Raw genomic sequence first — 23,725 nt, 5'->3', positions numbered from 1 at the left:
GCTTCCTTCGACACAACCCTTCTTTATTTCGTTAATTCATTACGGTCTTCTGTTCCTGGTGGTTGTTCCATCCATCCGTTTTTAGCCATGATTTTACCAGAATCTTGCGCGTAGGTTAACACATCTTTTGCGACAGTAAGTAGCTTTAAGGGCAAATCTGCTCTTAGGCTGAATGTTGTACCTAAGGCGTTACTTCCTAAGCTGAAGCTGCAAAATAAGCTCGTACAATACATCATCAGTTTATCTGAAAATGGAGAAACCTTCGAATCTGTCGCTTTTGCTCCCCATGTCGAAGGAGCTTGAATGTCACTTTGAAGCAAAATTTGCGTATAGTCCGTTACAATTTTTTTTGATAGCTCTTTTCCTTTAATAAAAAATTTCTTTACTTCCGTCTCATTTGCCGCTTGAGCGAACCCAGTCATCAGCTGCATCCCAAAAATATTGGCCTCGATCGCAAAATAAATATGAGCGAGCTCAACCGTGTTTAATGATCGCTTATCTGAAAATAAATTGATACCCGACATATAGCTAGGTCCTGATGCAAATTCAACTCGCTTAGGCATCGTGACAGATGGAGAGGTAATCAATACATCTCTCTCTTGTAAGAAGCTAACACATCGCTCGTATACGGTTTGGGTAAAGGCTGTTAGCTCTTTATATAAAAGGATGATGTCGTGTCGATATGCCATGGCAATATGCAAGGTGTGTAACCCCATACTAATTTCTTTAAATTGACGAAGAAACATGATGTCAAAATGATGGTCATACAGCTTAGGTGCACCTACGTTCACATCTTCTTCTGTAAATCCAACGGGAATAACGGCGCCTTCGCTTGTAAAAATAGATTGAATTTGTTGAATGTATTGAATAACTTGTTGATGGGTATACTCTAAAATTTCTTTTGCTTGTTCATCATCGGCTTTCTCAATAAAATATTCTAAAAACCGCTGTATCATGGTTTTTTGCTGATAAGTCATCCAAAGTGTAGCAAGTTCACTTCCGCTAAGCGCTTTTTGGTGTGACATGTTATTCATCCTTTTCATCGTTAATTCGCTTATATGTATGATGCCTCATTTCCTTATCAATACTGAGTAGGAATGCAACACATTTAACTAGTACAAAGTATGCGCTAAATTGGCTAGAAAGATACGAATAGTTGTTTTTTAACCTGAGTGTTTAGGACAATTTAATAAGGGAAATATGAATGCTAGAAACGTGTATTATCTTTGTGCATTTATTTACTTTCTTTGTGGGAAGTAAAATAAGAAGATCATCGTTAGGAGGCTTATCATGAAAAAGAAAATGACGATAGGGATGGCTTCTGCACTTTTAGCTTTGGCTCTATCCGCTTGTGGTGCAGGTAGTGAAGATAACTCTCAGGAGCAAAACACAGAAGAGCCAAAAAGCTCTGAAGAAAGCATGGAGGAAAATCACAGCGACATGGATCATTCTGATATGGACCACTCTAGTTCAGGTGAAGTTCCAGAGGGGTTAAAAGAAGCAGAAAATCCTACTTATCCAATAGGAAGTCAAGCTATAATTGAAAAAGGGCATATGAAAGGCATGGAAGGTTCAGAAGCAACCATTGTTGGCGCTTATGACACAGTCGCATATGTGGTTTCATATGATCCAACAAACGGTGGAGAGCGTGTAGAAGACCACAAGTGGGTTATCCATGAAGAAATCAAAGATGCAGGTGACAAGCCACTCGAACAAGGATCAGAAGTCACACTAGAAGCGGATCATATGGAAGGAATGAAAGGCGCAAAAGCGGCCATTGAATCAGCAGAAGAAACAACCGTGTATATGATTGATTATACGTCTAGTGAAGGTGAAGAAGTGAAGAATCACAAATGGGTAACAGAAGACGAGTTATCAGCTAAGGAATAAGGTCATGAAACAATAGAGAGAGAATTGAAAGCTGAGTATAAAATCGCAAAGGTTTTATACTCAGCTTTTTTATGATTTAGAGAATAGTTAGTAGAATTGTAAAAAATGAAAAGATTAAGAGGAAATTTATGTTAAAATAAAATGGATAAAAATCCCTCTTTTCTGTAAAAGAGCTGTTAAATGGAATCACTCGAAGTCTATGCATAAGCTATTCCTGACGTAAGTAAGAAATTAATTAAAATGAAAGGAGGGAAATTAGAATGAAATATGTGTTTGATTTTATTCTAGCGGTATCTTTGAATGGATTTTCTTATTTTATCGCCAGTTTAATTTTTAAAACCGAATTACCTTTTTGGCAAGCACTCATCATTGGCTTTGCGGTCGTTTCATTAGGTGCTTTAACCGAAGCCGTAGGAAGTCCAATGTGGTTAATTGTATTGGTTCCGTTTCCAGTAGGGATGTTCTTACTTTACACATTTCTTAATGTAGCGGTTCCTCAATGGTTTTTGACATATGTCATCACTCTTGCCATATACACAGCTATTCATATACCGATGAGCTACTTCTTTCACTTCCATTCTTTAATTCCGGCATGGAAATTATCTTAAGCTCGTCATTTAGTTAGAAAAGCTATGAATATTAAATTTCCTATTGAGCTTATTGTTTTACTATCTGTAGAGAAAATTTGCTAAAATAAAAAGATGATAAGCTAAAAAGGAGCAGAATAATGTACCAATTGTCACATGAAGCAAAGAGAACGAAAAGAATCACAAAACTTTATGAAATCATGTTTGGATTAGTAGCTATTATAAATGTTATCTCATTTTTAACTAAAGAGGAATACATACAAGGGATGATGAGCGCACTTCTTTTCTCGCTTGTCTTTTGGTTTGTAAAGCGTAAAAAGGAATGGGCTAAATTCACGTTGAAAGTTGTTGTGTGGGTGCATGTTGGATTGTTAGGACTCATTATCGTTGTGTCACTTGTTCAACTAATGAGGTAATAGTTTTCTGAGGAAGAAGGGAGACGTGCGGTTCTCCCTTAAGCTTTTTTCTTAAATGCGTAGACAGAGACAATAATCGGTAGTAAAAGTGGGATAAATACGAAAAATGAAGCGGTCCACAATGTACTAAAAGTAAACGCTATATCGCTACAGCCAACCGTTCCACATTCGGTTGCACGAAGCCCTTTTTGTTGAACAGAGTCCACGTAGCCAATTAATCGAATACCAAAAAAGAACACCCATACGATCACAATGACCGCAATGGTTAATAAAAAACGAATGGTTTGTTTCACTCTATTTCTCCAATCATCTTAAGTAAAAAACATAGACGTAGCGATCAGCAACACGAGCATACCTATCGTTTGGAAAAATGAAATGCCCCTTTTCTTCTCTCTTGTAAGTATACTCCAACACACCCCGTATAAAGTTTTTAATAGCAAAAAATAAAAAGAATATAATCAGGAAATGGTTGTCTGAAGAGGCGATAAAACAGGTCGTAAAGAGAAACGCACCAAAGATAACGATTGGATTCTATAGAAGGCATTCCTCTTTTTTACAGTGCATTTTGTGGTTTCTTCATGGAAAGCGTGAACAGAAGCCTCTATCGCCAAAAGGATAGGGGCTTTTACATAATTAAAAATATTTCTCCTTTTTTTGCAACGAACTTTTCACTTCAAACGACTACTAGTAAAGAAAGGAGCAAAGAGATGAACATTTCAGAATTAGTAAAGCATGCACAAAAGGGAGATGATGAAGCATTCGAACAGCTTATAGCAACTGTTCGTCATCGGCTGTATAAAACAGCGTATCTTTATGTGCGAAATGAACAAGATGCGCTAGATCTCTATCAAGATGCAATTTATCAAGCCTATCTCTCTCTTAAAACATTAAAGAACCGTGAGCATTTTCAAGCTTGGATTGTAAAAATCGTCGCAAATAAAGCAATTGATTTTATTCGAAAGTCATCAAAACAGTTTATCGCCAACTCAGATTCATTCTCTCATTTATGTTCAGTTGATATGATTCGTCATGTTGAGCATTCGCTCGACTTAACAGCTGCTTTTGCGGCGCTAGATCATGAGCAAAAAACGTTGATTTTACTTCGCTATTATTACGACTTACCAGTAAAAGAAATTTCCAAGCTCACAAACAGTCCTGAAGGAACGATCAAATCGAGTTTACACCGAGCTAAGAAAACGATGCGTCCAATTTTAAAGGAGGGATATTTACATGGATAAACAAGAATTTAATCAGTCAATGGATGAAATGGTTTTTCCTGAACAGAAGTTAAAAGAGCGTGAATCCATTGCCATGCTGCAAGCCAAAAAGAAAAAACGAAGCGTTAAAAGGTGGGTATCAAGTACGGTGGCAGCGGGACTTTTACTGACTAGTATGCTAGGGGCTGGGTTTCTTTCACCTGCTTTGGCACAAACATTAACGAAAGTTCCCGTTATTGGTTCTATCTATTTAGAGCTTTATGATATTGCAGGAAAAGAAATTGAACAGAAGCAGTTAGCAAATTCGATTGAGGAAGAAGATACAAAAAATGGTATCACGATGAAAGTAAAAGAAGCCGTTTATGATGGAAATCGATTAGTTGTCACAGTTGAATATACAGGAAGTGACGGTTTATTAATTGGTGAAAAAGGAGAAATTCATCAAGGGTTGCGCTACATTACCATTAATGGAAACGAGCCAGAGCTAGCAATTGGAGGGGCAAGTTCAGATTCCGTTGATGAACATACCGTGATTGAATCTCATCAATATACGATGGAACAACTCGACCAGTTCGGTGATAAAATTGATATAGCCGTTCGTGGAGAAAACATTTTTGGTCAAAAAGGAACGTGGGAAGTCGCGTTTCCTTTAGAAAAACGAAGTGATCAACGCGTCGTTGTTCAACCGAATGAACGAGTAGAAACAAAAGATAAACAATATGCGATGACCGTAAAGCAAATTGCCTTTATGACTCTTGGAACAAGAATTGACTTAGGGATTGATTATCCAACTGAACAAGACAAGAACGATACATGGCCGATGTTTCGTTACGAAGTAATCGATGATAAAGGAAATGTGTATCGAGATTTAAAGCTACAAGTTGGAGCAACAGGAGAAAACGGTCGTGAAATTATGTTACTTTTACCACCATTTAAAGACGTGCCAAAGTCTTTCACCATTCAACCTTATGATGATCATGACGGAACCACTCATTGGGAAAACCATCCTATCACCGAGCTACAAACGAACGTGACGCTACCGTAATCTTTTTATGTAAAAAATGCAAGCGAATGATGTACCTAGTGGGTTGAAAAATGGTTTCTTTTAGAAAAAGCGAGGGAATGGATACTTTGCTCTCGAATAAAGAGAGTTAGCGATACAAAAGGAGGAGCGAGATTGAACATCCGTCTTATAGAGGTAAAAGACGCACCTGCCATTGCACAACTAATGACACAGCTAGGATATATAACAACAGAAAAGCAAATGCAAGACCGATTGAACAAACTGAAGCATCACGAAGATTATGAAGGGATTGTCGCTGAACAAGACGGAACAATCGTTGCGTTTGTCGGTCTACACGATGGCCTTCTTTTTAAAGATGATCAATCCTATGTAAGAGTGATTGCTTTTGTTGTTGATGAAACATGTCGAGGTCAAGGAATTGGGACCGCTCTTTTAAAGGAAGTAGAGCGTTGGGCTAAACAAAAAGGGGCGACTAGCGTCACCCTTAACAGCGGCAACCGAACAGAACGAAAGGATGCTCACCACTTTTATATCGAACGAGGGTTTCAACCGAAAAGCACAGGGTTTGTGAAGAAGATGAAATAAAAAACGATAAAAGAGTTGCTTATAGCTGTGTGCTACAAGCAACTCTTTTACGTGAATTTAGAGTGTTGGACCATTCGTATCATTGCCTTGTCTCGTATTGTGTAAATGAGTCTCTACATACACACGCTCGGATTCAGACGTATGTTTAATGCCTTCTTCAGGGTCAAGATTGATTTTGCGTTTCTTGGCTACTAAATCAATAACAAACCCTAGTCCTAGTAAGCCCCCAATTAAGACAATCCACATTATAAATAGAATGACCATTTTTAGCATATGTAATATGATAGATTAACAGTAAGGTTTCACATCTGGAGGGATTAGATGACGGTTATTAACATCATCGTTCCAGTTGTGTTCACGACGTCCTTAAATACGTTCCTGTAGAGATGCCATTCTATTCCTTGAGTCTCTCTGCAGGATCGTATGTGATCTCAAGGAGAGGACGTGTTGTGAACATGGAACGCAACCGAGCATATCGCAGACACCAACGTCGGCGAGTTATTCAACGAAAATTGTACATAACAACAGTAGCGAGAGGATGGAATGAAGAGCAAAAGCTCATTCAACAGCCTGGCCGCTTGTCAAAAGCCAAAACACATTGCTCATGTGCAATGTGTAAATACGAAAAGCATTATAAGGTATTGAAAAAGCAATATCGCGCAAAATTAGATGGGGTGGAAAAAGAGATTGATTATCTACGCGCTGATGATTGAGTAGAGAGAAGAGGCTGAGCCAAACGGAGGAAAACCGCGTAATTTGACTCAGCCTACTCGCTTTTTTATGATTTTGTACCTGCATAAATCAAAACCGCATCGCGTAAAAACGCAGCCATACCAGGTTGCCTTTTATCATAGTAAGCCGTAAAACGCTCGTCATCGACATACATTTGCGCAAGACCTGCGTGTGCTTCTTTTGAATACTCATCCCAATAAGAGCTAAGCCACTGACGGTGTAAATCGGCTGCTTTTTGTGCTAAGTCGCTTGCAGGATCTTCAGTCTGAAACGCCTCGTGTAACACATTCAGCACTTCTTCACCAAGTCTTTCTGCTTCTTCGTATTGTGCTTGTGACATTCCTTTTAGTTTTTCATTTGATTTATTTACTTGGTCATCACCATATTTTTCACGGACTTCTTTTCCGTGTTTTTTCTCGTTTTCGTCAATTAATTGCTGTTTGAATCCTTCGAATTTTTCTTGATCACTCATCATCATTCTCCCTTCTTTTGCGGCTAAGGTTTGATTCACGTTTTGAATTAACAGATCTAACTGCTTTCGCTTTGTCAGAAGTTTTTCGCGGTGTTCTTCTAATGCTTTAACATGATCAAAAGTCGGAGAAGACAACAAGTGATGAATCGTTTCTAAGTCCACATCGAGTTCCCGATAAAAGAGAATTTGTTGAAGACGATCCACTTCTTCTTCACCGTAAATGCGATAGCCTGATGAATTGATTCTAGCCGGCTTTAGAATCCCAATTTCATCGTAGTATCGTAATGTACGACTCGTCACTCCAGCCAACTTCGCAAGTTTTTTTACTGTATATTCCATGCGTTCACCTCCTGACTATTTCACTATACAGGTTGACGTTGCGTGAATGTAAAGGGTTTTTATTCATTATAGTTAACAAAAAAGAGGATAGCTAACGACGTCTATTTTTAGTAGGATAACACTATGAAGAAATTGGTAAAAGGAGGAACCGTATGAACATTCGATTAGCAGAAAAAAACGAACAGCCTCCCATGCAGTTACTACTACTAGCTGATCCATCTCCACAATTAGTCAACGACTACATAAAACGAGGACAATGCGTTGTGATAGAAGAAAAAGAAGAGGTCATTGGTGTGTATGTGCTCCTTCCGACAAGACCTGAAACTGTCGAGCTTGTGAATATAGCGGTGGCAGAGTCACAGCAAAATAGAGGGATTGGCAAGCAGTTAGTACGAGATGCCATTGTAAGAGCTAAGCAAGCAGGATATAAAACAATCGAAATTAGCACGGGAAATTCTAGCATCGGCCAATTAGCTCTTTATCAAAAATGTGGGTTTCGTATTGTAGGAGTCGATCAGAATTTCTTCCTTCGTCACTATGAAGAAGAAATCTATGAAAATGGCATTCAATGTGTCGATATGATTCGCCTGTCGCGAGATGTGTAGGTAAGTGAAGGGAGTCTTTTCGGTCGAAAAAGTGTCACATTAATCAATGATCAGTCAAAGCGTCTGGACAAAACAGGCGTTTTTTTCTTTATCAGGAGCAACAAAAGATGATTGATCATCGTTTTACATATGCAACCAAACTTTTTTTTATGGGTGACTGTAGAGATAGCTGTATCAGGTTGAGTGGGGTGCAAGGTGAAAACGCATGAGTGAGGTGTCGAGTCTAAGATGCTTATTCAACGGCCAGGGAGACAGAAATCCCGCCGAAGTTAAGCGAGCAACCTGGAGTAGAAATCAACCAAACTCGATTATTTAGTCAACAGCAAGAAAAAAGTTTTAACTATTTTTCATGTTTTTTAAAACTATATGGAACTTTTTTACGACTATACACATGAACGACCAAACAACGAGCTGGGAATGGACGAGGTACTATGTTGAACAAAGAGAAAAAGTGGATTAAGCTCATTCAGAAAAAATCAGATGAGCATGCGGCGAATGAGTTGGTATCGATGTACTATTCGCAAATGTATGGATTTGTGTACAAGCAGACGATAAACAAAGAGTTGGCGCTCGATTTGACGCAAGAAATTTTTATAAGCATGCTTCAGTCGATTCACCATTTTGAAGGAAAACGCGCGTCCTTTAAAACGTGGCTTTATAAAATTGCGACAAATCGGATTGTGGACTATTATCGTTCAAGGCATTACAAGTATGATCGGATGTCTGATGCGATGGAAGAGCTCTTTATTTCAGGTGAAGAAGATTTTACAGTGACATTGGAACGAAAAGAAGAGGTCGAAAGAGTAACGTTTCACATTAACGAGCTTGATTTGTTTCCACAGCAGATTCTGCGTTTAAAGTTATTTGCTGATTATACGTTTGCAGAAATTGCAACAACGCTTGATGTTCCTGAGTCGTCTGTGAAAACGAAATATTACGCGACCATTCGAACATTAAAACGAAGATTGGAGGAGCAAAACGATGAAAAAAGAAACATGGCGCGTTGACTATCCAGATGAGCAGACGATGAAAACACAGATTCGTGAAATCGTCGCAAAAGGAGTGAAAAAGCCAACCTCCTTTCCAGCGCATTTAAACGAAATGTACAAGCAATTGGGATTTCGTTATTTGTTTCATGATGCGACTGACGTGTTGTTTGTGTTCTTCATAGGGCTTTCCGTTCTTGGATTAGGCTGGTTTTATACAGCTGATCAACTCTATTCAATAAATCAGCTATATTCCTTACTTTTTGTTTCGTCACCACTTTTGTATTTACTCATGGCTGTTTTCTTTCTTGTTCGAGCGAGTGAGCGACGTACATTTGAAGTGGAGATGACGTGTAAATATCACGTGTTTCAGTTAGCCGCGTTTCGCATGCTAGTGTTTGGGCTAGGCGCAATTGTATGTAATGGAGCGGTCGTTGTCATTCTTTCGCTCGTTTACGAATCGCTTCATGTTTTAGAAGCACTATGCATGTCCATGAGCTCGCTCAGTCTGTTTGCCACAAGCTTTTTATACGTGTCACAAAAAGTGAGAAAGAAATGGGGCAGTTATGGATTTATCGGCGCTTGGCTTTTGATAAACGTGACGGCAGCTGTATACAGTATAGAGGTTTATCTGGTAATCCTGCGTCATATTCCGATATACGGATACGTTATTGTGTTTGCTCTGTGTACGTATGCTTATTTTTTACGTTTGAAAAAAATGATGTCTTATCAACAAGTGAAAGGGGTTTTATAGATGTTAGTGGTACAAAATGTATCTAAAAACTTTGGCTCGTTTCAGGCTTTACATGATGTGAATCTTGAATTTCATTATGGTGTATACGGTCTTCTTGCCCCAAACGGAGCCGGAAAGACAACATTAATAAAAATGCTCACGACACTTCTGTTTCCAACAAGTGGAGAAATCTTATATGAAGGTCAAGAGATTATCAAGCTAGATGAACGATACCGAGCAGTACTGGGCTACCTGCCGCAAGAATTTGGCTACTATAAGCACGACACACCAACGAAGTATCTACTTTATCTTGCAGCGTTAAAAGGAATGAGCCGTAACGAAGCAAAAGAAAGGGTAGTGGAATTATTAAGACTCGTTGCTTTAGAGGATGTGGCGCATAAAAAAATGAAGAAGTTCTCTGGAGGCATGATTCAGCGTGTAGGAATTGCACAAGCGATGTTAAATGACCCAAAGATTTTAATTTTAGATGAACCAACGGCAGGACTTGATCCGAAGGAACGTGTGAGATTTCGAAACTTAATTACCGATTTAGCACGAAATCGCATTGTCATTTTATCGACGCATATCGTCTCCGATGTTGAATCAATTGCGAACGAAATCATTATGATTAAAGACAAACAAGTGTTATATAAAGATACTGTTTCCAACATTTGTCGTAAGATTACTGGACTCGTGTATGAAACGGAAGTTCAGTTTGATGAAGCCGCTAATTTTCGAAAAAAATACCTTTCATTATCGGAAAAACAAGAAAATGGAAAGATGCTTATACGCTTTTTAACCAATGAGCCTGCGCAACATCATTGGAAAGAGGTATCACCAAGCTTAGAAGATGTATTTCTTCACCTTTATCAAGATGAAGTGTCACCGTCATGATAACGAGATTAGAGTTGAAAAAGATTATACGGTCACCCATTGTTTGGGTGTTACTTCTTTTATTTACCGCTTTTAATAGCTATCAAATCTATTTACATGCACCGATGCGTGAGGGCATGAGTCTATTAAATGCCATTATCGACGAGCATGGGGTGCTAATGGATAAGAAGGGAAGAGCTAGTCTTGAAGCGGATTACCGTGCAGAGTTACAAGCGTGGAATGAGCTTTCAAAAGAAAAGAGTGGACACACATATGAGTCCATGCAGGCGTTTTTTAATCCAGAAACCTATTATTCCATCATTGAAAAGAACGTATACACTGAAAAAGAGCTTATCCAAGCTAGTGAATTAGCGGTAAAAGAGTCTTATGTCTTTTCGACAGAAGAAATTATTCAAAGATATAACACTCTGAATCTAGAAGAAGTAGCAGCCATGTATATTCGTTTGTACGGGCTAAGTGGTGATGCAGCTGAAATCGTAAAAAAACAATACGAATCCTTTCAGCCACGACTAGATGAATTAACGGACAATCAGGAGCACTTATCTCTCTTTTTCAATGGAAAGGCATATGAGACTCACAGCTTATTGTTTCAAACATTATTTCTCTCTGTCATGATTGAAGCGTTATTGCTAATCACGTTGGTCACTGCTTTTGTTGTTAACTATGAATTTGATCAACGTACATCATTGGTTACGTATTCTACAAAACGAGGAAGAAAAGTCGTAAGAAATAAACTGTGTGCAGCCATTGTTGCATCGATGACGATGACGGCTTACTTGTTAGGAAGCACGCTCGTTGTTTATTTTCTCGTATTTGATTATTCAAGATTATGGCACGTTCCCATTAGCTCAGGGTTTTTAACAGAAGGTAACAACATGGCGTTTATGAGCTGGTGGAATTTGTCGTTCATTCAGTATGTCTTTTTAAGCTGCTTGCTCGTCTTTATCTGTCAGTTTCTTGTGGTGCTAATGACGTTTATTCTCTCAATGTGGACTCGAAATAGCTATGTTGTGTTTTTTACTTTTTTACTCATAGTTGGTTCATTCGTACTGCTACCAGGGGAGCTTCCACGCAATAGTGAGTGGATGATTTACACGCATTATACACCGTTTCCACTCATGCTCGGAGTGAAGAAATGGTGGATGGAGAGTGGGGCATTTACGACATTTCAATATTACGAGCTAGTAACCGTTAGTACGTGGCTAGTGTTGCTAGTGACAACAAGCTTATATTGTATACACCGTTTTTATAAACAAAATTTATCATAAGGAAGCGAAAACGATGATTATTTGGAATGAGTTAAAGAAAATGTTTACACTTAAAACCATCATCCTTCTCGGTCTTGTTACATTTATTTTTTATCATCTGTTTATCATGTTTGATTTTGACCATTTTCCAAATGGTAGGCCTGTAAGAGATGAGTTTGAGATTACAAAGGGAATGATTGAGGAGTACGGAGAATGGATGGATGAAGACGAATTCGAGCACTTCAAGCAACTATATGAGCAACAGAAGCAAGAAGCAGAGGTGTACATTCGTTCACAAAAGGAGCTTGTGCGAGCCGGAATCGATTCCTATGAAGCGTTTAGGCAATATGATGGAAATGATCAACGCGTTAACAAGGTGCGAGATAACATTCACTTTGAAGAAGAAATGGATGTATTTTGGGAATTACAAGCAAGAGAGAGTATCATTGAAAGATACGAGCACCCAGAACATTTAGGACACGCTTCCTCAATTGAGCCGTTAACAGAAAAGCAACAAAGTCGAATTGATGAACTGCTTCAGACAAAGCAACATACATCGACGATGAGTTGGATTGTCTATGAAAACTACAACAACTTAATTGGAAATATGGCGATTCTTATTTTTCTAAGCATTATGATTCTTGTCACACCTCTTTACTTACAAGATCGCAAAAATCACGTGTTATTGCTTCAGTATACATCAAAGGTTGGAAGAAGGCTGTTTTCACAAAAGTTTGTGGCAGCGTTCATCGCAACAATCGCAGTAATGACGGCGCAGCTTTTCCTTTTCTTTACGCTCTATAAAGGAAATGGCACATCGGCGTTTTTATCGTTAAATGTTAATTCCATTTTTAATTATTTGATTTCGTGGTACAACCTTACTTTTTTTCACTATATTTTATTAACAATTGCAGCGATTTATCTTGTAGGAGTAGTGGTTCTCTTACTAGTCGCTTACATTTCGAGCGTTGCGCCTAACTATATGACGAACATCGGTAGTCAAATTCCTCTTATGTTTTTACTTGTTACGTTCGGAGTCAATTACTTAGTAAGAGAGATAACGAGTGTATATTTGCCACAATATCTCTGGCCGATTGTACTAATGAGTGTAATAGGCTTAACGTTAATGCTATTTATGATAAAAGTGAAAAAAGAACGAGCAAGAGACATCTTATAACAAAGAGCCCTGTAGGAAGAAAGGGCTCTTTTTTCCTGTCTCATTGATCAACAAGTGCTATTTGATAAAAAGAAGACATATATACTATTACAAAAAATGGAAATAAAAAGGAGAGCTTTATGACGAAAAAGGTGTTGCTTTTTTGTGATCCGGGCATTGATGATGCCATTGCCATTATGTATGCATTGTTAAATCCTGATATTGAACTTGTAGGTGTGGTAACGAGCTTTGGAAATGTGACGAAAGAACAGGCTACACGCAATGCGGCGTATTTGTTACAAATAGCAGGTAAATCAGACATCCCCATTATCCCTGGTGCTGCTCAACCGATTCAGCAAGAAAACATGGTGTATTATCCTCAAATTCACGGTGACGATGGAATTGGTCCAATTGAGCCACCAGAAGATTTGATCTATCACGTATATCCATTTGATACGATTCGTGTACTAATTGAGCACTATAAGGATGAACTCATCATTGTCGATGTAGGAAGGTCAACCTCATTAGCTTCTGCTTTTATTTTATTTAATGAACAAATTAAAAAAGTAGGCGCATTTTATCTCATGGGAGGCTCTTTTTTTAGACCTGGAAACGTGACGCCGATTGCGGAAGCGAACTTTCATGGAGACCCAACCGCGTCGAATTTTATTTTGAAATTTGCTCATAACTTAACCATTTCACCTTTAAATGTGACGAGCGATGCTTATTTAACACCAGAAGTGATTGATGAGATTTCACAAACCGTTAAAAATCCTTATTACTTAATGGTTCGTCCAATTTTTCAATACTATTTTCATGCTTATAAGAAGCTAGCTCCAGACATTGTTGGTGCTCCTATTCACGACATTGTTCCGCTTATTATGATGATTAATCCTAGCGTCGCCGATTATCTTTACTATGATGTAAAAGTAGTCGAACAAGGAGATGCTAAAGGGTTGTCCTATGCGGACTTACGACCAAATGGTGTCGCAGGACAAACGCGAATAGGGATGAAATTAAATTACGATATATTTTTAGAAGAAGTAAAAAAAGTGATGGAGATGAGGTATGCAGAAAATAGAGGCTGTTCAAGTGAAAACAATTGACATGAGTAGCAGACAATGATATATTTCCGTATGTTTAAGAGTTTAAACATATAAAAAGAGTATGAAAATGATTGATCATAAAGCTTTACTTATGATTTAGAGATTTAAAGCAGAAAGAGGGAACTTGTATATGAAAACCGCACTTGTAACAGGAGCATCAACAGGAATTGGCAAGCAATTTGTTTATTCCTTAGCAGAAAAAGGATACGATGTCGTCCTAGTGTCTAGAACAAAAGAAAAACTCGACCAAATAGCAACAGACGTTCAAAATCAATTTGGAGTCAACACGTATGTCATACCGAAAGATTTAAGTGAAGAATGGGCAGCACAAGAGGTGTACAATGAAGTGGAGGCTCAAAATCTCTTTATCGATTTGCTTGTTAATAATGCAGGAGCAGGTACAACTGGCGAACTATTAGAGACTTCGAATGAAAGAAATCATCAGCAAGTGATGCTCAATGTTAATGCAGTTGTCAATATGACACAGCTATTCTTACGAAAAATGGTTGAAAAGGGAAGAGGAGAAATCATTAATGTTGCTTCAATGGCATCTTTTCAACCCATTCCATATATGTCAATCTACGCTGCCACAAAAGCATTTATTCTTTCCTTTACGGAAGGGTTGCATGAAGAGTATAAAGAGAAAGGCATTCATATTATGGCTGTATGTCCTGGGAATACGGAAACGGAGTTTTTCAATACAGCCCCAGATTCAATCAAGGTAGGAAAGATGAGAAGCTCAAAGCAGGTTGTCGAAACAACGTTTAACGCGATCTCAAAACGAAAAAGTGTCACAATTGATGGGAAACGAAATTTCATGACCGCTCAGCTTCCTCGACTTCTACCACGTAAGTTCATTTCACAAGTGAGCGCTAGTTTAATGAAAAAAAGTATGAAAAAGTAACACGAAAACGCCTTGCCAATTCAACCTATATGTAAGTGGTTGAATCGGCAAGGCATTTCTTAAAAATGATAATGAAGGACAGTAGGTGCATGTGAAAAATAAGGAGAAATAAGTTCTTCCCATTTCGCAAATGCTTCGCTTTTTACAAAATGCTCTGTATGATCCTCCATAGTTGTCCATGCGATCATTAATAAAAACTGATTGTTGTTTTCGATGTTTTGAATGAGCTCATAGCCTTCGTACCCGTTAGCATCTTTTACATAGTGAATCCCTTTATTGATCGCTTCAACAAATTCTTCGTGCAGGTCGCCTTTAATCGTCAAATGCGCATGTTCAATAATCATTCGACGAGTCCTTTTTGTTCTAAAAAGTGTTTTGAACATTCTACTGCATAGTCCACTAAAAGTAAGCCGAGTGTTAAGGAATCTTCGTTTGTAAATGTAATAAATTCGATATTGTGTTCTATTTGCTCTAATTGAATCGTACTCATCTTCCATCTCTCCCTTAAAATAAGTGTTGTTTTTTATCAAATGATAGTTGATGACAGCAAGAATACATGCAAGAAATGCCGTAAAGGCACCAATCACGTTTCCCATTGCAACTGCTGTAATGATTCGTGGTAGCAATAAAATGTTATAGAACCTCGAGATTGCCAACAGCCCATTTCCTAGAAAAAATGGAAATTGGCGCTAATAGCAATCCTTTCTTCGGAATGCTGCTTGTTAAAAACGTGAAAATTGGGGTACCAATTGCTCATGCAGCTCCATAGCCTGAAATTAATGTGCCTGCTTTCGTGACAGAAATTAATAAATCAGAAGCAACGGTTTGCAAGAGCCCAACAATGACAAACTCTGTTGTACCAATCGCAAACGCGCTAATTGCTAATGAAAATAACGCTATATATATCTTCGTCGTCAAGGTTGTCCTCTTCCTTCAAAAACAGCTTATTTTTCTAGAATTTGTGTAATTTTTTCTACACACTATCAGTTTCGTGCTTAATTCTTTGTCTTTCTTCTCTTTCATACAAGACTTATCATACAAACTTCATCGTAAAAAAAGAAACAAATACACTCTTCTCTTTCTTAATACAAAGGGGTTTTATCATAAACAAGTGAGAAGACTCCACTTCAATCCATTCAATTCATTGGATTGAAGTGGGGGGGAGTTCAAGTTAAGATATACACAAGCGTTTGTTCGCATAAAGGGAAGTTTTTGAAAGAAGAGGTTACAGTACTTCATGCATAACTGAGCCAAGCTTATGAACGTGAAATGACGATAAGAGGTGAAACATAATGGGGAACTATGAAGTTTTGACAAATACGACACCCACTATGACAGGCATGTTTAAGGTGATTTCTAATTGAGTTGACAGAAAAACGTATGAAGAAGTGTTTTAGAATGAGCTGAGCCAAACAGGGGTGTTCTTTGCCTCTTTGTCTCAGCCCTTTTTCTTATTTTTCTTCTAACAATCGATAAATGGCATGTGCCACACCGTGCTCGTCGTTTTCTTTCGTAATGAACGTGGCAATGTCTTTAATTTCTTGACGTGCATTGCCCATTGCGATTCCTGTTTTAGCAATGGAAATCATCGAGTAATCATTCATGCTGTCGCCAATCGCAGCCGTTTCGTCTAGGGGGATCCTTAATTGTGACGCTAGTCGCTTTAATGCATTTCCTTTTGAAGCGTCCTTATGTTCAAGCTCAAAGTTATGATGCGCAGATGTAACAAGCGTTAAGTCTTCGCGGTCTTTAAAGCGATTCCATCCTCTTGTCAGTTTTTCGTCATCAAATGAAAAGGCTAAGATGTTATAAATCGATAACGCCTCGTCCTCAAGCTCTTTATAAGAAGGGATAAAAGCAAAGCCTGATTGACTAAATTGCTTAGAGGCGGCAAGGCGTAACGGAGCTAAATCAAGCTCTGGATTTGCACTCTTTAAACGATCCATTTCAATTGCAATGAGCTCTCTACCATTTTGAGGAGTGTAAATGGCTTCTTCACTAAATACCTCGTAATAATAGCCGTTTTCTTCTAGCCATTTTAAACTATCAAGGGCATCTGATTTTTTCATTGGAACCGATAAATATGGTTCACCATTTGGCTGATGAATGGTTGCTCCGTTGGCGGCAATGATCCACGTGTTGATATCGGTTTGCTCAAAAATCTTTTTCACGTCAAACGCTGCTCGGCCTGTCGCCACAACAACTTCAACACCTTGTGCTTGCGCTTCTTTCATCGCTTGTAAATTTTCAGCACTAATTTCATTTTGGTTATTTAATAGTGTTCCATCTAAATCAATTGCGATTAATTTGGTTGTCATCTTAATCGTCCTCCTCGATGTCGTCATTCGCAATCAACAAATCAACGGAATGTTTGTTTAAGAGATTGCGAAACTTTTTTGGTGGTGTTTGATCGGTAATTAATAAATCAATGTCTTCTAACGATGCAAAGCGATAGAAGTCTGTCACACCTAATTTTGTATAATCGGCTAATACAATGACTTGTTTGGCTTGTTTGATCATTTTTCGCTTGACCATGCCATCTTCTTCGTGTGCGATGGTTAACCCATTTTCAGATATCCCCACAACCCCTAAAAACAATTTGTCTACATGATAATGACTAAGGCGTTCAATCACTGATTCGCCGTATAAAAAGCGATGATCCTTTTCAAGCTCTCCACCTAACAGTTGAATACGGATTTTGTTCTTTGATGATAAAATGTCGGCTTGATAAATAGAGTTTGTAATAACGGTACAAGGCTCATCTTCCATCAGCTCCGCACATGCTTGCACGGTTGTAGATGAATCTAAAATGATGCGATCGTCATGTTGGATAAGAGAAGCTGCTTTTTGACCAATTTGTTTCTTTTCAGTAGAAGCGGTTTGAAGCCGAGTTTGGTAGCCTTTAACTTCATTGTGCGCAGCGGGTAACAAAGCCCCTCCACGTGTACGGATAATCTTTTTTTGTTCTTCAAGCTTGACGAGATCTCGTCTGGCTGTATCTCGAGACACGTCATAGAATGAGCAAATTTGATCGACCGTAATGCGTCGATGCTTCGTTAAAAAATCTAAAATGAAAAGAAGTCGTTCATCTTGATACAATGTGTTCACCACACTTACTATTGAATTATTCATAAGTAATTATAAGTTAATGTTATTGTTTTGTGCAAATATTTTAAGTTTAAATAAGTTTTTTTAAGTGAAATCATCCTGTTACATGAATGGATGGTAAATTTAAGGAGAGGGGGAAGGAGTTATGCAGATTTCATTGATTCGGCATGGAAGGTCTAGCTACAACGAAATGAGACCTCTTTCTAGTAACCAATTTAGTGATTGGGTGCGAGGGTACGATCAAGGTGGCGTAGAGGAAGAGGAGGAATATCCAAGTGAAACGTTACAACGAGTAATGGAAGCTAAGCTTGTTGTAACAAGTGATTTAAAAAGAGCGAAACATTCAGCGTCTCTTTTAGGGATTGAGACATCCCTTGAGAACGCCTTGTTTCGTGAAGTGGAACTACCAGAGCTTTCTATTTTGTCTCCTCCTATGAATCCGAGCGTGTGGGCAATCGTGTTTCGATGCTTGTGGTTTGCTGGATACTCAAAAAATTGTGAATCGTATCGTCATGCGAAAAGACGAGCGAAGAAAGCAAGTCAGGTGTTAATGGACTATGCGAAAAAGCATGAATCCGTTGCTTTAATTGGACATGGCTTTTTCAATCAGCTTATTGCAAATGAGTTGCGAAAACACGGATGGGAAGGGAAGAAACGAAGTGATAAAAAACATTGGAGTTGTACGACTTATTTTTTGGAAAATAGAGTCATAGAAACTGAACGCGTGCTATAATCTTTTCAGATAATGGTAGAAAGAGGAGAAATAGGTTGAAATATACAATTGAAATGGTCATAAATGCATCACAAGAGGACGTATTTGCAGCTATCAATGAAGATGATCAAATAAAAGAATGGAACAGTATTTTTGTTGAAAATCGCTATGAGTCAGAAGAAGATCGCTACACATATAAGCCAGGTACGAAATACACGAGCATCACGAAAGTAGGAAAGAAAGAATACGCGTTTGAAGCCGTTTTGCTTGAATATGAAGCGCCTTATCGCACGACTGTACAATCCGTGACAAAAGAAGGGATTAGTACAGCGACCTACGTATGTGAGCCATTAGCTGCAAATCGCACACGAGTAGTATTGGATTTTGAAGTGGAGCCAAGTAATTTCTATTATAAAATCATGATCAAACTATTCGGCTGGATTACAAAAGGGATTTACATGGAGCAATTTGAATCGCTAAAAGAGTACTTAGAGTCACTCTACTAAATTTACAGAGGATGAATGATATGCTTCAAACAGAGCGATGTGTAGTAACGCCGATACAAGTAGAAGATTACGAGCTTGCGAAAGCCCTTTATACGAGTGAACAAGTGCGAGCTTATTTAGGGGGAGTAGTAGCTGAAGAAGTAATTGAACAACTATTTCCACAGATCGTTGCGAAAGCAAATGATGGATATATTCAAGTCATTCGAGTAAAAGAAACAAACGAAGCAATTGGCATTATTTCATTAGATACGCATCACGACGGGAAAAGCACGGAAGTCTCATATCAGTTTTTGCCGAGTTCATGGGGAAAAGGCTATGCAAAAGAGGTTGTCAAAGCGGTTATTCAGTATGCTTTCACCGAACGCAATGAACCTTATCTCGTAGCAGAAACACAATCAGCAAATGAAGCATCATGCCGCTTGCTTGAACGAGTCGGGATGACAGTCAGTGACACGTTAGAACGGTTTGGAGCAAAGCAAACCATCTATAAAATCAATAAGTAGAGAGAACACTCCCTGCTTATTGAACCGCTCATTTCATTTGCTTATAGTCAGAAAGAACGATGAGTTTTCTTTGTTAAACGCCATTTAAGAATCTATTAAACTACTAAAATCTCTTTGTTTCTCAATACATAACGTTCGTTCTCTATGATAAGATGGATTACAATCTTAATTTTTTGATTTTTTAAATAATTTAAAGAGGGGGAAATGAGATGAAGAAATTAAAAGTAGTTAGTAGTTTAGTAATGGGAGCGATGCTTACGATGCCAATGTATACATCATCGGCTGTTGCTCAAGTAGATGAAGGGAAAACGGTGCGCGTATTCATTAGTTCAACAAACGAAAACGCAGCTCAAAGCGCAAAAGCAAACTACAACGTACGTTGGGATTTTGGTAAAAAAGGATTCACAACTGAAATGAATCAAAAACAATTCGAAGCGCTTCAAAAAAATAAAAACTTGAAAGTGGAGCTTGTAGACAAAGTAACAACGGCTGCAAAGCCAGGAGGGGGTACAACCACTCGTACAATACCGAGTGACCAAACACCTTGGGGAATCGAAGCAATGTATCAAAATAAATCAATCGCTACAACATCAGGTGGTAGTGGAGTAGCAGTAGCGGTTCTTGATACAGGTGTTAACATTGCACATCCAGACTTAGCGGGTACATCACAACAGTGTAAAGACTTTACACAACGAAAATCACCACTCGTTGACAACTCGTGTAGCGATAAAAATGGTCACGGTACCCATGTAGCGGGAACGGTATTAGCGAACGGTGGATCTGATGGACAAGGTATTTACGGTGTTGCGCCTGAAGCAAAGCTGTGGGCATATAAAGTACTAGGCGACCGTGGATCAGGGTATTCGGATGATATTGCCAATGCAATTCGCCACGCAGCCGACGAAGCAACGCGTTTAGGGCAAAAAACGGTTATCTCCATGTCATTAGGTTCTGCTTCGAAAAATACATTGATTTCTGATGCAGTAACGTATGCGAAGAATAAAGGGGTACTTGTCGTTGCTGCTGCTGGAAACGAAGGACCAGGTGAAAATACAATCGGCTATCCAGGTGCATTAGCAGATGCTGTAGCGGTAGCGGCGTTAGAGAACGTTCAAGAAAACGGTACATATCGTGTTGCAGACTTCTCATCTCGTGGTACATCTGCAACAGATGGAGACTATGTCATTCAAGAGCGTGATGTGGAAGTATCCGCTCCAGGACGTGCGATTGAATCAACATGGTTTGACGGATCCTATAATACAATTAGCGGAACATCCATGGCAACTCCACACGTATCAGGCTTAGCGGCAAAAATTTGGGCATCAAATCCAAACTTAACTTCGAACCAACTTCGTACTGAACTTCAAAACCGTGCAAAAAGCAACGATATTTTAGGTGGAAGTGGTGCATCAGCTGGTGACGACTACGCATCAGGATTTGGTTTCCCGACTGTAAAATAATGAGTGAACAAAGCTAAAAAACGAGAAGCGCTACATTCATGGTAGCACTTCTCGTTTTTATGTTTTAGTCGATTGTGATAGGTTTATTAGCATTTCGTTCATATTCAAACAGCATCTGAAGTTGAGAGAGGGTATTTCGTGATGTTGAAAGAGCAGGAAGGTTTGTTTCTGAGAAGAAGTTCACATCACTCGTTTCAGTTCCGATGAGTGCTTCACCCCCAACAATGTCACATTGAATAAACAGCTTATAATAATGATACGGCTGCGGTGGATGAGGATGCTTGTTCATATCGAGTACGGCTAATAGTTTTGTTGCGGTGACGTCGTACCCAGCTTCTTCTTTTATTTCTTTGACCGCATTTTCACGAGGAGACAGTCCTACTTCACAAAAGCCTCCAGGTAATGCCCATTTGTCGTCATGCTTTTCTTTGACTAATAAAAGCTTTCCATCTTTAAAAACAACGCCTCGTACATCTACTTTTGGTGTTTGGTAACCTTTTTCTTGTTTGAACAGATCGATAATGTGATTCATTTCAGTATTTGTATAGGAAGCGATAATTTCAGCACTCAACTTTTGGAGCTCTTCGTAACGTTCAATATCAAACACATCTTTTGAAAACGTTAGTCCAGCTTGCGAAATGGATTGAATTCGCTTCGCCCATTCTAACCATTGATCACTCATGTTAAGTCTCCTTTGTTATTTAAGTTCACTCTATTATCTAGTATACTATATGTGGAAATTAGTAGACATGTATAAGACAAGAACCTATGTCAAATGAATGTTAACCGTTAAGCTTACAAACATATAAACAAGGGAGTGGAGAGACTAATGACGACAATTCAATGGGGCATCTTAAAAACAGAGAAATTAACGTTCCATCTTGCCAAAACAGAGAAAGGGCTTTGCTATGTCGGTTCACCGGTACAAGAACGAGACGAATTTATCGCTTCCGTTGCAAAGAAATTTAAAGACGCGACATTTGAAGAAAATGAACAGGCCCTTCAGCCGTATGTAAAAGAGCTACAAGAATATATAGAAGGAACAAGAAGCGTGTTCTCTCTACCCGTTGATGTGACTGGTACGGCTTTTCAACAAGAAGTGTGGGAAGCATTAAAGCAAATTCCATATGGGAAAACATGCTCATACTCTGATATTGCTAAACGAATTGGGCGACCTTCAGCGGTTCGCGCAGTCGGAACCGCTATTGGTGCAAACCCAGTTATGATTACCATTCCATGTCATCGCGTTATTGGAAAGAATGGGGCAATAACCGGGTACCGTGGAGGAATTGCAATGAAACAATTATTGTTAGAACGTGAAGGTATTCAACATGTTAAGTCGTAAGTATCTGTAGAAAATAGTGAAGTTTTACGAAAAGGTTCACAGTAGAAAGTCTTTGCTAAGAATGAATGAGCAAATAGCAGAAAAGTTACACCCGTTCAAATGTTCACATCTCATCGCTACTGAATAAACTAACATATGCTGACATGAACGGGTGGGGATAACATGGAACATACACAACAACAGGAAGAAGAAATTATTTTATCAGGTGCATTACTCCTTGCGCTTGGAACGGTCATTGCTGCAATTGGACAAACGCGAGATACCTTTTTTAATGATGAAAAAGGCAGAGTTCTCGTTGTTGAAGGGAATAGTGTGGAAGCAGTGGGCAATGCCGTTCAAGCGATTGGACGAACGAAGCAGTTTGAAAAAGAGCGATTTCAGCCTGACCTTTATACGATTGCTGGTTGTTGGATACAAGCTGTTGGCAATACAACCAATGCATTTGCGACGAACTTAGAAATACAAGAGAATGAGGAAGAAGGAATACCTTTAAATGCGTTAGGAAGTGGGGTTCAGTCTGTAGGTGCAGCGTTTGAAGTAGTTGGATTATCCGCAAGGCCAACAAGAAGAGGGCGAATTGAAGTATTAGGAAATGAGCTCATCGCTGTTGGTTCAGCCATTGAATCATCAGGACATGTGTCGCGAATTAATGAACAGGAAGAGACAGGTAAAATCCTTTTATTTGTTGGAGGCTGGGTTATTGTTACTGGAGCATTCATTGAGTTGTATGGTTTTAGTATCGATAACTAGTGGTGGGTTGACGAGTAAATCATGATCTCTTGGGGGGGCATTTTTTTCTTATTCTTTTTAGGCGTCTATTTTACAAAATTTAACCCCTGTAGCAAAAGCAGAATAACAAACTATGTTCACAATTGGTCAAAAGGATTTCACATGTCTTTGTCGAATGATGTTCATTGAACTACCCACCACTTATTGACCTCACGGTCTAATTGAAGTGGGGGATTCCTAAGAACACAAACCTATCGGTTTGTTATTGATTAGGCTATCCCCGCAGTTCCTGCGGTTAATCGCAATGCTTCATTACGAATATTCATACTTGCGTTCAAATCCCTTTGGTGATGGCTTGTGCAAGAAGGGCATTTCCATTCACGCAAAGTGAGACTTTTAACGGCTTGATGTTTGTGACCACACGTTGAACAAAGCTGACTAGAAGGAAAGTTTTTAGCAACCGCAACAA

At 38.8% G+C, this 23,725-nt stretch carries 33 protein-coding genes; 21 read left to right on the top strand and 12 right to left on the bottom strand.

Annotated features, from left to right (window positions below; translation table 11 throughout):
* Positions 1 to 23: 23 nt before the first annotated feature.
* Positions 24 to 1,025 (bottom strand): DUF3231 family protein, encoded by a 1,002-nt coding sequence (locus tag JOC83_RS08235; RefSeq protein ID WP_205186129.1) that lies wholly within the window; start codon positions 1,023 to 1,025, stop codon positions 24 to 26.
* Positions 1,026 to 1,290: 265 nt separating this feature from the next.
* On the opposite strand from JOC83_RS08235, the gene JOC83_RS08230 reads away from it, so the two are divergent.
* From JOC83_RS08230 to JOC83_RS08220, 3 genes are all read left to right on the top strand, one after another.
* Complete coding sequence (locus JOC83_RS08230) at positions 1,291 to 1,890, top strand: YdhK family protein (protein ID WP_205186127.1); 600 nt, start codon at positions 1,291 to 1,293, stop codon at positions 1,888 to 1,890.
* 260 nt (positions 1,891 to 2,150) lie between these two features.
* Complete coding sequence (locus tag JOC83_RS08225; RefSeq protein ID WP_205186125.1) at positions 2,151 to 2,498, top strand: hypothetical protein; 348 nt, start codon at positions 2,151 to 2,153, stop codon at positions 2,496 to 2,498.
* 119 nt (positions 2,499 to 2,617) lie between these two features.
* Entirely contained in the window at positions 2,618 to 2,893 is a 276-nt protein-coding gene (locus JOC83_RS08220; protein ID WP_205186123.1) for a hypothetical protein, read from the top strand.
* 38 nt (positions 2,894 to 2,931) lie between these two features.
* Here the strand turns inward: JOC83_RS08220 and JOC83_RS08215 are convergent, their stop codons facing one another.
* A complete protein-coding gene (locus tag JOC83_RS08215; RefSeq protein WP_205186121.1) occupies positions 2,932 to 3,186 on the bottom strand; it encodes a hypothetical protein in 255 nt (84 codons plus the stop codon).
* A gap of 13 nt (positions 3,187 to 3,199) precedes the next feature.
* Positions 3,200 to 3,412, bottom strand: a complete 213-nt coding sequence (locus JOC83_RS20315; RefSeq protein WP_378913287.1) for a hypothetical protein — start codon at positions 3,410 to 3,412, stop codon at positions 3,200 to 3,202.
* 188 nt (positions 3,413 to 3,600) lie between these two features.
* On the opposite strand from JOC83_RS20315, the gene JOC83_RS08205 reads away from it, so the two are divergent.
* The 3 genes from JOC83_RS08205 to JOC83_RS08195 all read left to right on the top strand — a co-directional run bounded on the left by JOC83_RS08205 (position 3,601) and on the right by JOC83_RS08195 (position 5,719).
* Positions 3,601 to 4,131: a sigma-70 family RNA polymerase sigma factor gene (locus JOC83_RS08205; protein ID WP_205186119.1), complete on the top strand. Its 531-nt coding sequence runs from the start codon at positions 3,601 to 3,603 to the stop codon at positions 4,129 to 4,131.
* Complete coding sequence (locus JOC83_RS08200; RefSeq protein ID WP_205186117.1) at positions 4,124 to 5,155, top strand: DUF4179 domain-containing protein; 1,032 nt, start codon at positions 4,124 to 4,126, stop codon at positions 5,153 to 5,155. Before JOC83_RS08205 ends, JOC83_RS08200 begins: the two co-directional genes overlap by 8 nt.
* 132 nt (positions 5,156 to 5,287) lie before the next feature.
* Complete coding sequence (locus tag JOC83_RS08195) at positions 5,288 to 5,719, top strand: GNAT family N-acetyltransferase (protein ID WP_205186115.1); 432 nt, start codon at positions 5,288 to 5,290, stop codon at positions 5,717 to 5,719.
* Between the two features lie 57 nt (positions 5,720 to 5,776).
* Here the strand turns inward: JOC83_RS08195 and JOC83_RS08190 are convergent, their stop codons facing one another.
* Complete coding sequence (locus tag JOC83_RS08190) at positions 5,777 to 5,965, bottom strand: hypothetical protein (RefSeq protein WP_239583427.1); 189 nt, start codon at positions 5,963 to 5,965, stop codon at positions 5,777 to 5,779.
* Positions 5,966 to 6,168: 203 nt separating this feature from the next.
* On the opposite strand from JOC83_RS08190, the gene JOC83_RS08185 reads away from it, so the two are divergent.
* Positions 6,169 to 6,432, top strand: coding sequence for a hypothetical protein (locus tag JOC83_RS08185; protein WP_205186112.1), 264 nt, complete (start codon positions 6,169 to 6,171; stop codon positions 6,430 to 6,432).
* Between the two features lie 65 nt (positions 6,433 to 6,497).
* On the opposite strand, the gene JOC83_RS08180 is transcribed toward JOC83_RS08185, so the two are convergent.
* Positions 6,498 to 7,262: a MerR family transcriptional regulator gene (locus tag JOC83_RS08180; RefSeq protein WP_205186111.1), complete on the bottom strand. Its 765-nt coding sequence runs from the start codon at positions 7,260 to 7,262 to the stop codon at positions 6,498 to 6,500.
* A 152-nt stretch (positions 7,263 to 7,414) separates the two neighbouring features.
* On the opposite strand from JOC83_RS08180, the gene JOC83_RS08175 reads away from it, so the two are divergent.
* The 8 genes from JOC83_RS08175 to JOC83_RS08140 all read left to right on the top strand — a co-directional run bounded on the left by JOC83_RS08175 (position 7,415) and on the right by JOC83_RS08140 (position 14,893).
* Entirely contained in the window at positions 7,415 to 7,867 is a 453-nt protein-coding gene (locus JOC83_RS08175; RefSeq protein WP_205186110.1) for a GNAT family N-acetyltransferase, read from the top strand.
* A 431-nt stretch (positions 7,868 to 8,298) separates the two neighbouring features.
* A complete protein-coding gene (locus JOC83_RS08170) occupies positions 8,299 to 8,874 on the top strand; it encodes an RNA polymerase sigma factor (protein ID WP_378912934.1) in 576 nt (191 codons plus the stop codon).
* Complete coding sequence (locus tag JOC83_RS08165) at positions 8,849 to 9,607, top strand: hypothetical protein (RefSeq protein ID WP_205186108.1); 759 nt, start codon at positions 8,849 to 8,851, stop codon at positions 9,605 to 9,607. Before JOC83_RS08170 ends, JOC83_RS08165 begins: the two co-directional genes overlap by 26 nt.
* Positions 9,608 to 10,480 (top strand): ABC transporter ATP-binding protein, encoded by an 873-nt coding sequence (locus JOC83_RS08160; protein ID WP_205186107.1) that lies wholly within the window; start codon positions 9,608 to 9,610, stop codon positions 10,478 to 10,480. It abuts the gene before it with no gap.
* Positions 10,477 to 11,748, top strand: coding sequence for an ABC transporter permease subunit (locus JOC83_RS08155; RefSeq protein WP_205186105.1), 1,272 nt, complete (start codon positions 10,477 to 10,479; stop codon positions 11,746 to 11,748). Before JOC83_RS08160 ends, JOC83_RS08155 begins: the two co-directional genes overlap by 4 nt.
* A 13-nt stretch (positions 11,749 to 11,761) precedes the next feature.
* Positions 11,762 to 12,904, top strand: a complete 1,143-nt coding sequence (locus tag JOC83_RS08150) for a hypothetical protein (RefSeq protein WP_205186103.1) — start codon at positions 11,762 to 11,764, stop codon at positions 12,902 to 12,904.
* A gap of 119 nt (positions 12,905 to 13,023) precedes the next feature.
* Positions 13,024 to 13,989 carry a nucleoside hydrolase gene (locus tag JOC83_RS08145; protein WP_205186101.1) on the top strand — a complete coding sequence of 322 codons (966 nt, stop codon included), beginning with the start codon at positions 13,024 to 13,026 and terminating at the stop codon, positions 13,987 to 13,989.
* Positions 13,990 to 14,119: 130 nt separating this feature from the next.
* Positions 14,120 to 14,893: an SDR family NAD(P)-dependent oxidoreductase gene (locus JOC83_RS08140; protein ID WP_205186100.1), complete on the top strand. Its 774-nt coding sequence runs from the start codon at positions 14,120 to 14,122 to the stop codon at positions 14,891 to 14,893.
* A 59-nt stretch (positions 14,894 to 14,952) separates the two neighbouring features.
* On the opposite strand, the gene JOC83_RS08135 is transcribed toward JOC83_RS08140, so the two are convergent.
* The 5 genes from JOC83_RS08135 to JOC83_RS08115 all read right to left on the bottom strand — a co-directional run bounded on the left by JOC83_RS08135 (position 14,953) and on the right by JOC83_RS08115 (position 17,992).
* Positions 14,953 to 15,237: an antibiotic biosynthesis monooxygenase family protein gene (locus tag JOC83_RS08135; RefSeq protein WP_205186099.1), complete on the bottom strand. Its 285-nt coding sequence runs from the start codon at positions 15,235 to 15,237 to the stop codon at positions 14,953 to 14,955.
* Entirely contained in the window at positions 15,234 to 15,383 is a 150-nt protein-coding gene (locus tag JOC83_RS08130; RefSeq protein ID WP_205186098.1) for a hypothetical protein, read from the bottom strand. Before JOC83_RS08130 ends, JOC83_RS08135 begins: the two co-directional genes overlap by 4 nt.
* Positions 15,384 to 15,646: 263 nt before the next feature.
* The gene (locus JOC83_RS08125; RefSeq protein WP_205186097.1) at positions 15,647 to 15,811 is read right to left on the bottom strand and encodes an MFS transporter; all 165 of its coding nucleotides are present in this window, start codon (positions 15,809 to 15,811) and stop codon (positions 15,647 to 15,649) included.
* Between the two features lie 533 nt (positions 15,812 to 16,344).
* Entirely contained in the window at positions 16,345 to 17,211 is an 867-nt protein-coding gene (locus tag JOC83_RS08120; RefSeq protein WP_205186096.1) for a Cof-type HAD-IIB family hydrolase, read from the bottom strand.
* 1 nt (position 17,212) lies between these two features.
* A complete protein-coding gene (locus tag JOC83_RS08115) occupies positions 17,213 to 17,992 on the bottom strand; it encodes a DeoR/GlpR family DNA-binding transcription regulator (protein WP_205186095.1) in 780 nt (259 codons plus the stop codon).
* Positions 17,993 to 18,146: 154 nt separating this feature from the next.
* On the opposite strand from JOC83_RS08115, the gene JOC83_RS08110 reads away from it, so the two are divergent.
* From JOC83_RS08110 to JOC83_RS08095, 4 genes are all read left to right on the top strand, one after another.
* Positions 18,147 to 18,734: a histidine phosphatase family protein gene (locus JOC83_RS08110; protein ID WP_205186094.1), complete on the top strand. Its 588-nt coding sequence runs from the start codon at positions 18,147 to 18,149 to the stop codon at positions 18,732 to 18,734.
* A 35-nt stretch (positions 18,735 to 18,769) separates the two neighbouring features.
* Positions 18,770 to 19,219, top strand: coding sequence for an SRPBCC family protein (locus tag JOC83_RS08105; protein WP_205186093.1), 450 nt, complete (start codon positions 18,770 to 18,772; stop codon positions 19,217 to 19,219).
* Positions 19,220 to 19,239: 20 nt separating this feature from the next.
* A complete protein-coding gene (locus tag JOC83_RS08100; RefSeq protein ID WP_205186091.1) occupies positions 19,240 to 19,722 on the top strand; it encodes a GNAT family N-acetyltransferase in 483 nt (160 codons plus the stop codon).
* Between the two features lie 209 nt (positions 19,723 to 19,931).
* Positions 19,932 to 21,182 (top strand): S8 family peptidase, encoded by a 1,251-nt coding sequence (locus JOC83_RS08095; protein WP_205186089.1) that lies wholly within the window; start codon positions 19,932 to 19,934, stop codon positions 21,180 to 21,182.
* Positions 21,183 to 21,246: 64 nt separating this feature from the next.
* Here the strand turns inward: JOC83_RS08095 and JOC83_RS08090 are convergent, their stop codons facing one another.
* Entirely contained in the window at positions 21,247 to 21,864 is a 618-nt protein-coding gene (locus JOC83_RS08090; protein WP_205186087.1) for an NUDIX hydrolase, read from the bottom strand.
* A gap of 147 nt (positions 21,865 to 22,011) precedes the next feature.
* On the opposite strand from JOC83_RS08090, the gene JOC83_RS08085 reads away from it, so the two are divergent.
* Positions 22,012 to 22,527, top strand: a complete 516-nt coding sequence (locus JOC83_RS08085) for a methylated-DNA--[protein]-cysteine S-methyltransferase (protein WP_205186080.1) — start codon at positions 22,012 to 22,014, stop codon at positions 22,525 to 22,527.
* Between the two features lie 162 nt (positions 22,528 to 22,689).
* Positions 22,690 to 23,277 (top strand): DUF6944 family repetitive protein, encoded by a 588-nt coding sequence (locus JOC83_RS08080; protein WP_205186079.1) that lies wholly within the window; start codon positions 22,690 to 22,692, stop codon positions 23,275 to 23,277.
* Between the two features lie 248 nt (positions 23,278 to 23,525).
* On the opposite strand, the gene JOC83_RS08075 is transcribed toward JOC83_RS08080, so the two are convergent.
* On the bottom strand, positions 23,526 to 23,725 hold a 200-nt coding region (locus tag JOC83_RS08075), incomplete at its 5' end, for a zinc ribbon domain-containing protein (protein ID WP_205186078.1).

Source organism: Priestia iocasae (assembly GCF_016909075.1).
GTDB classification, from domain to species: Bacteria; Bacillota; Bacilli; order Bacillales; family Bacillaceae_H; genus Priestia; species Priestia iocasae.
This window is presented reverse-complemented; position numbering and strand designations above follow the sequence as displayed.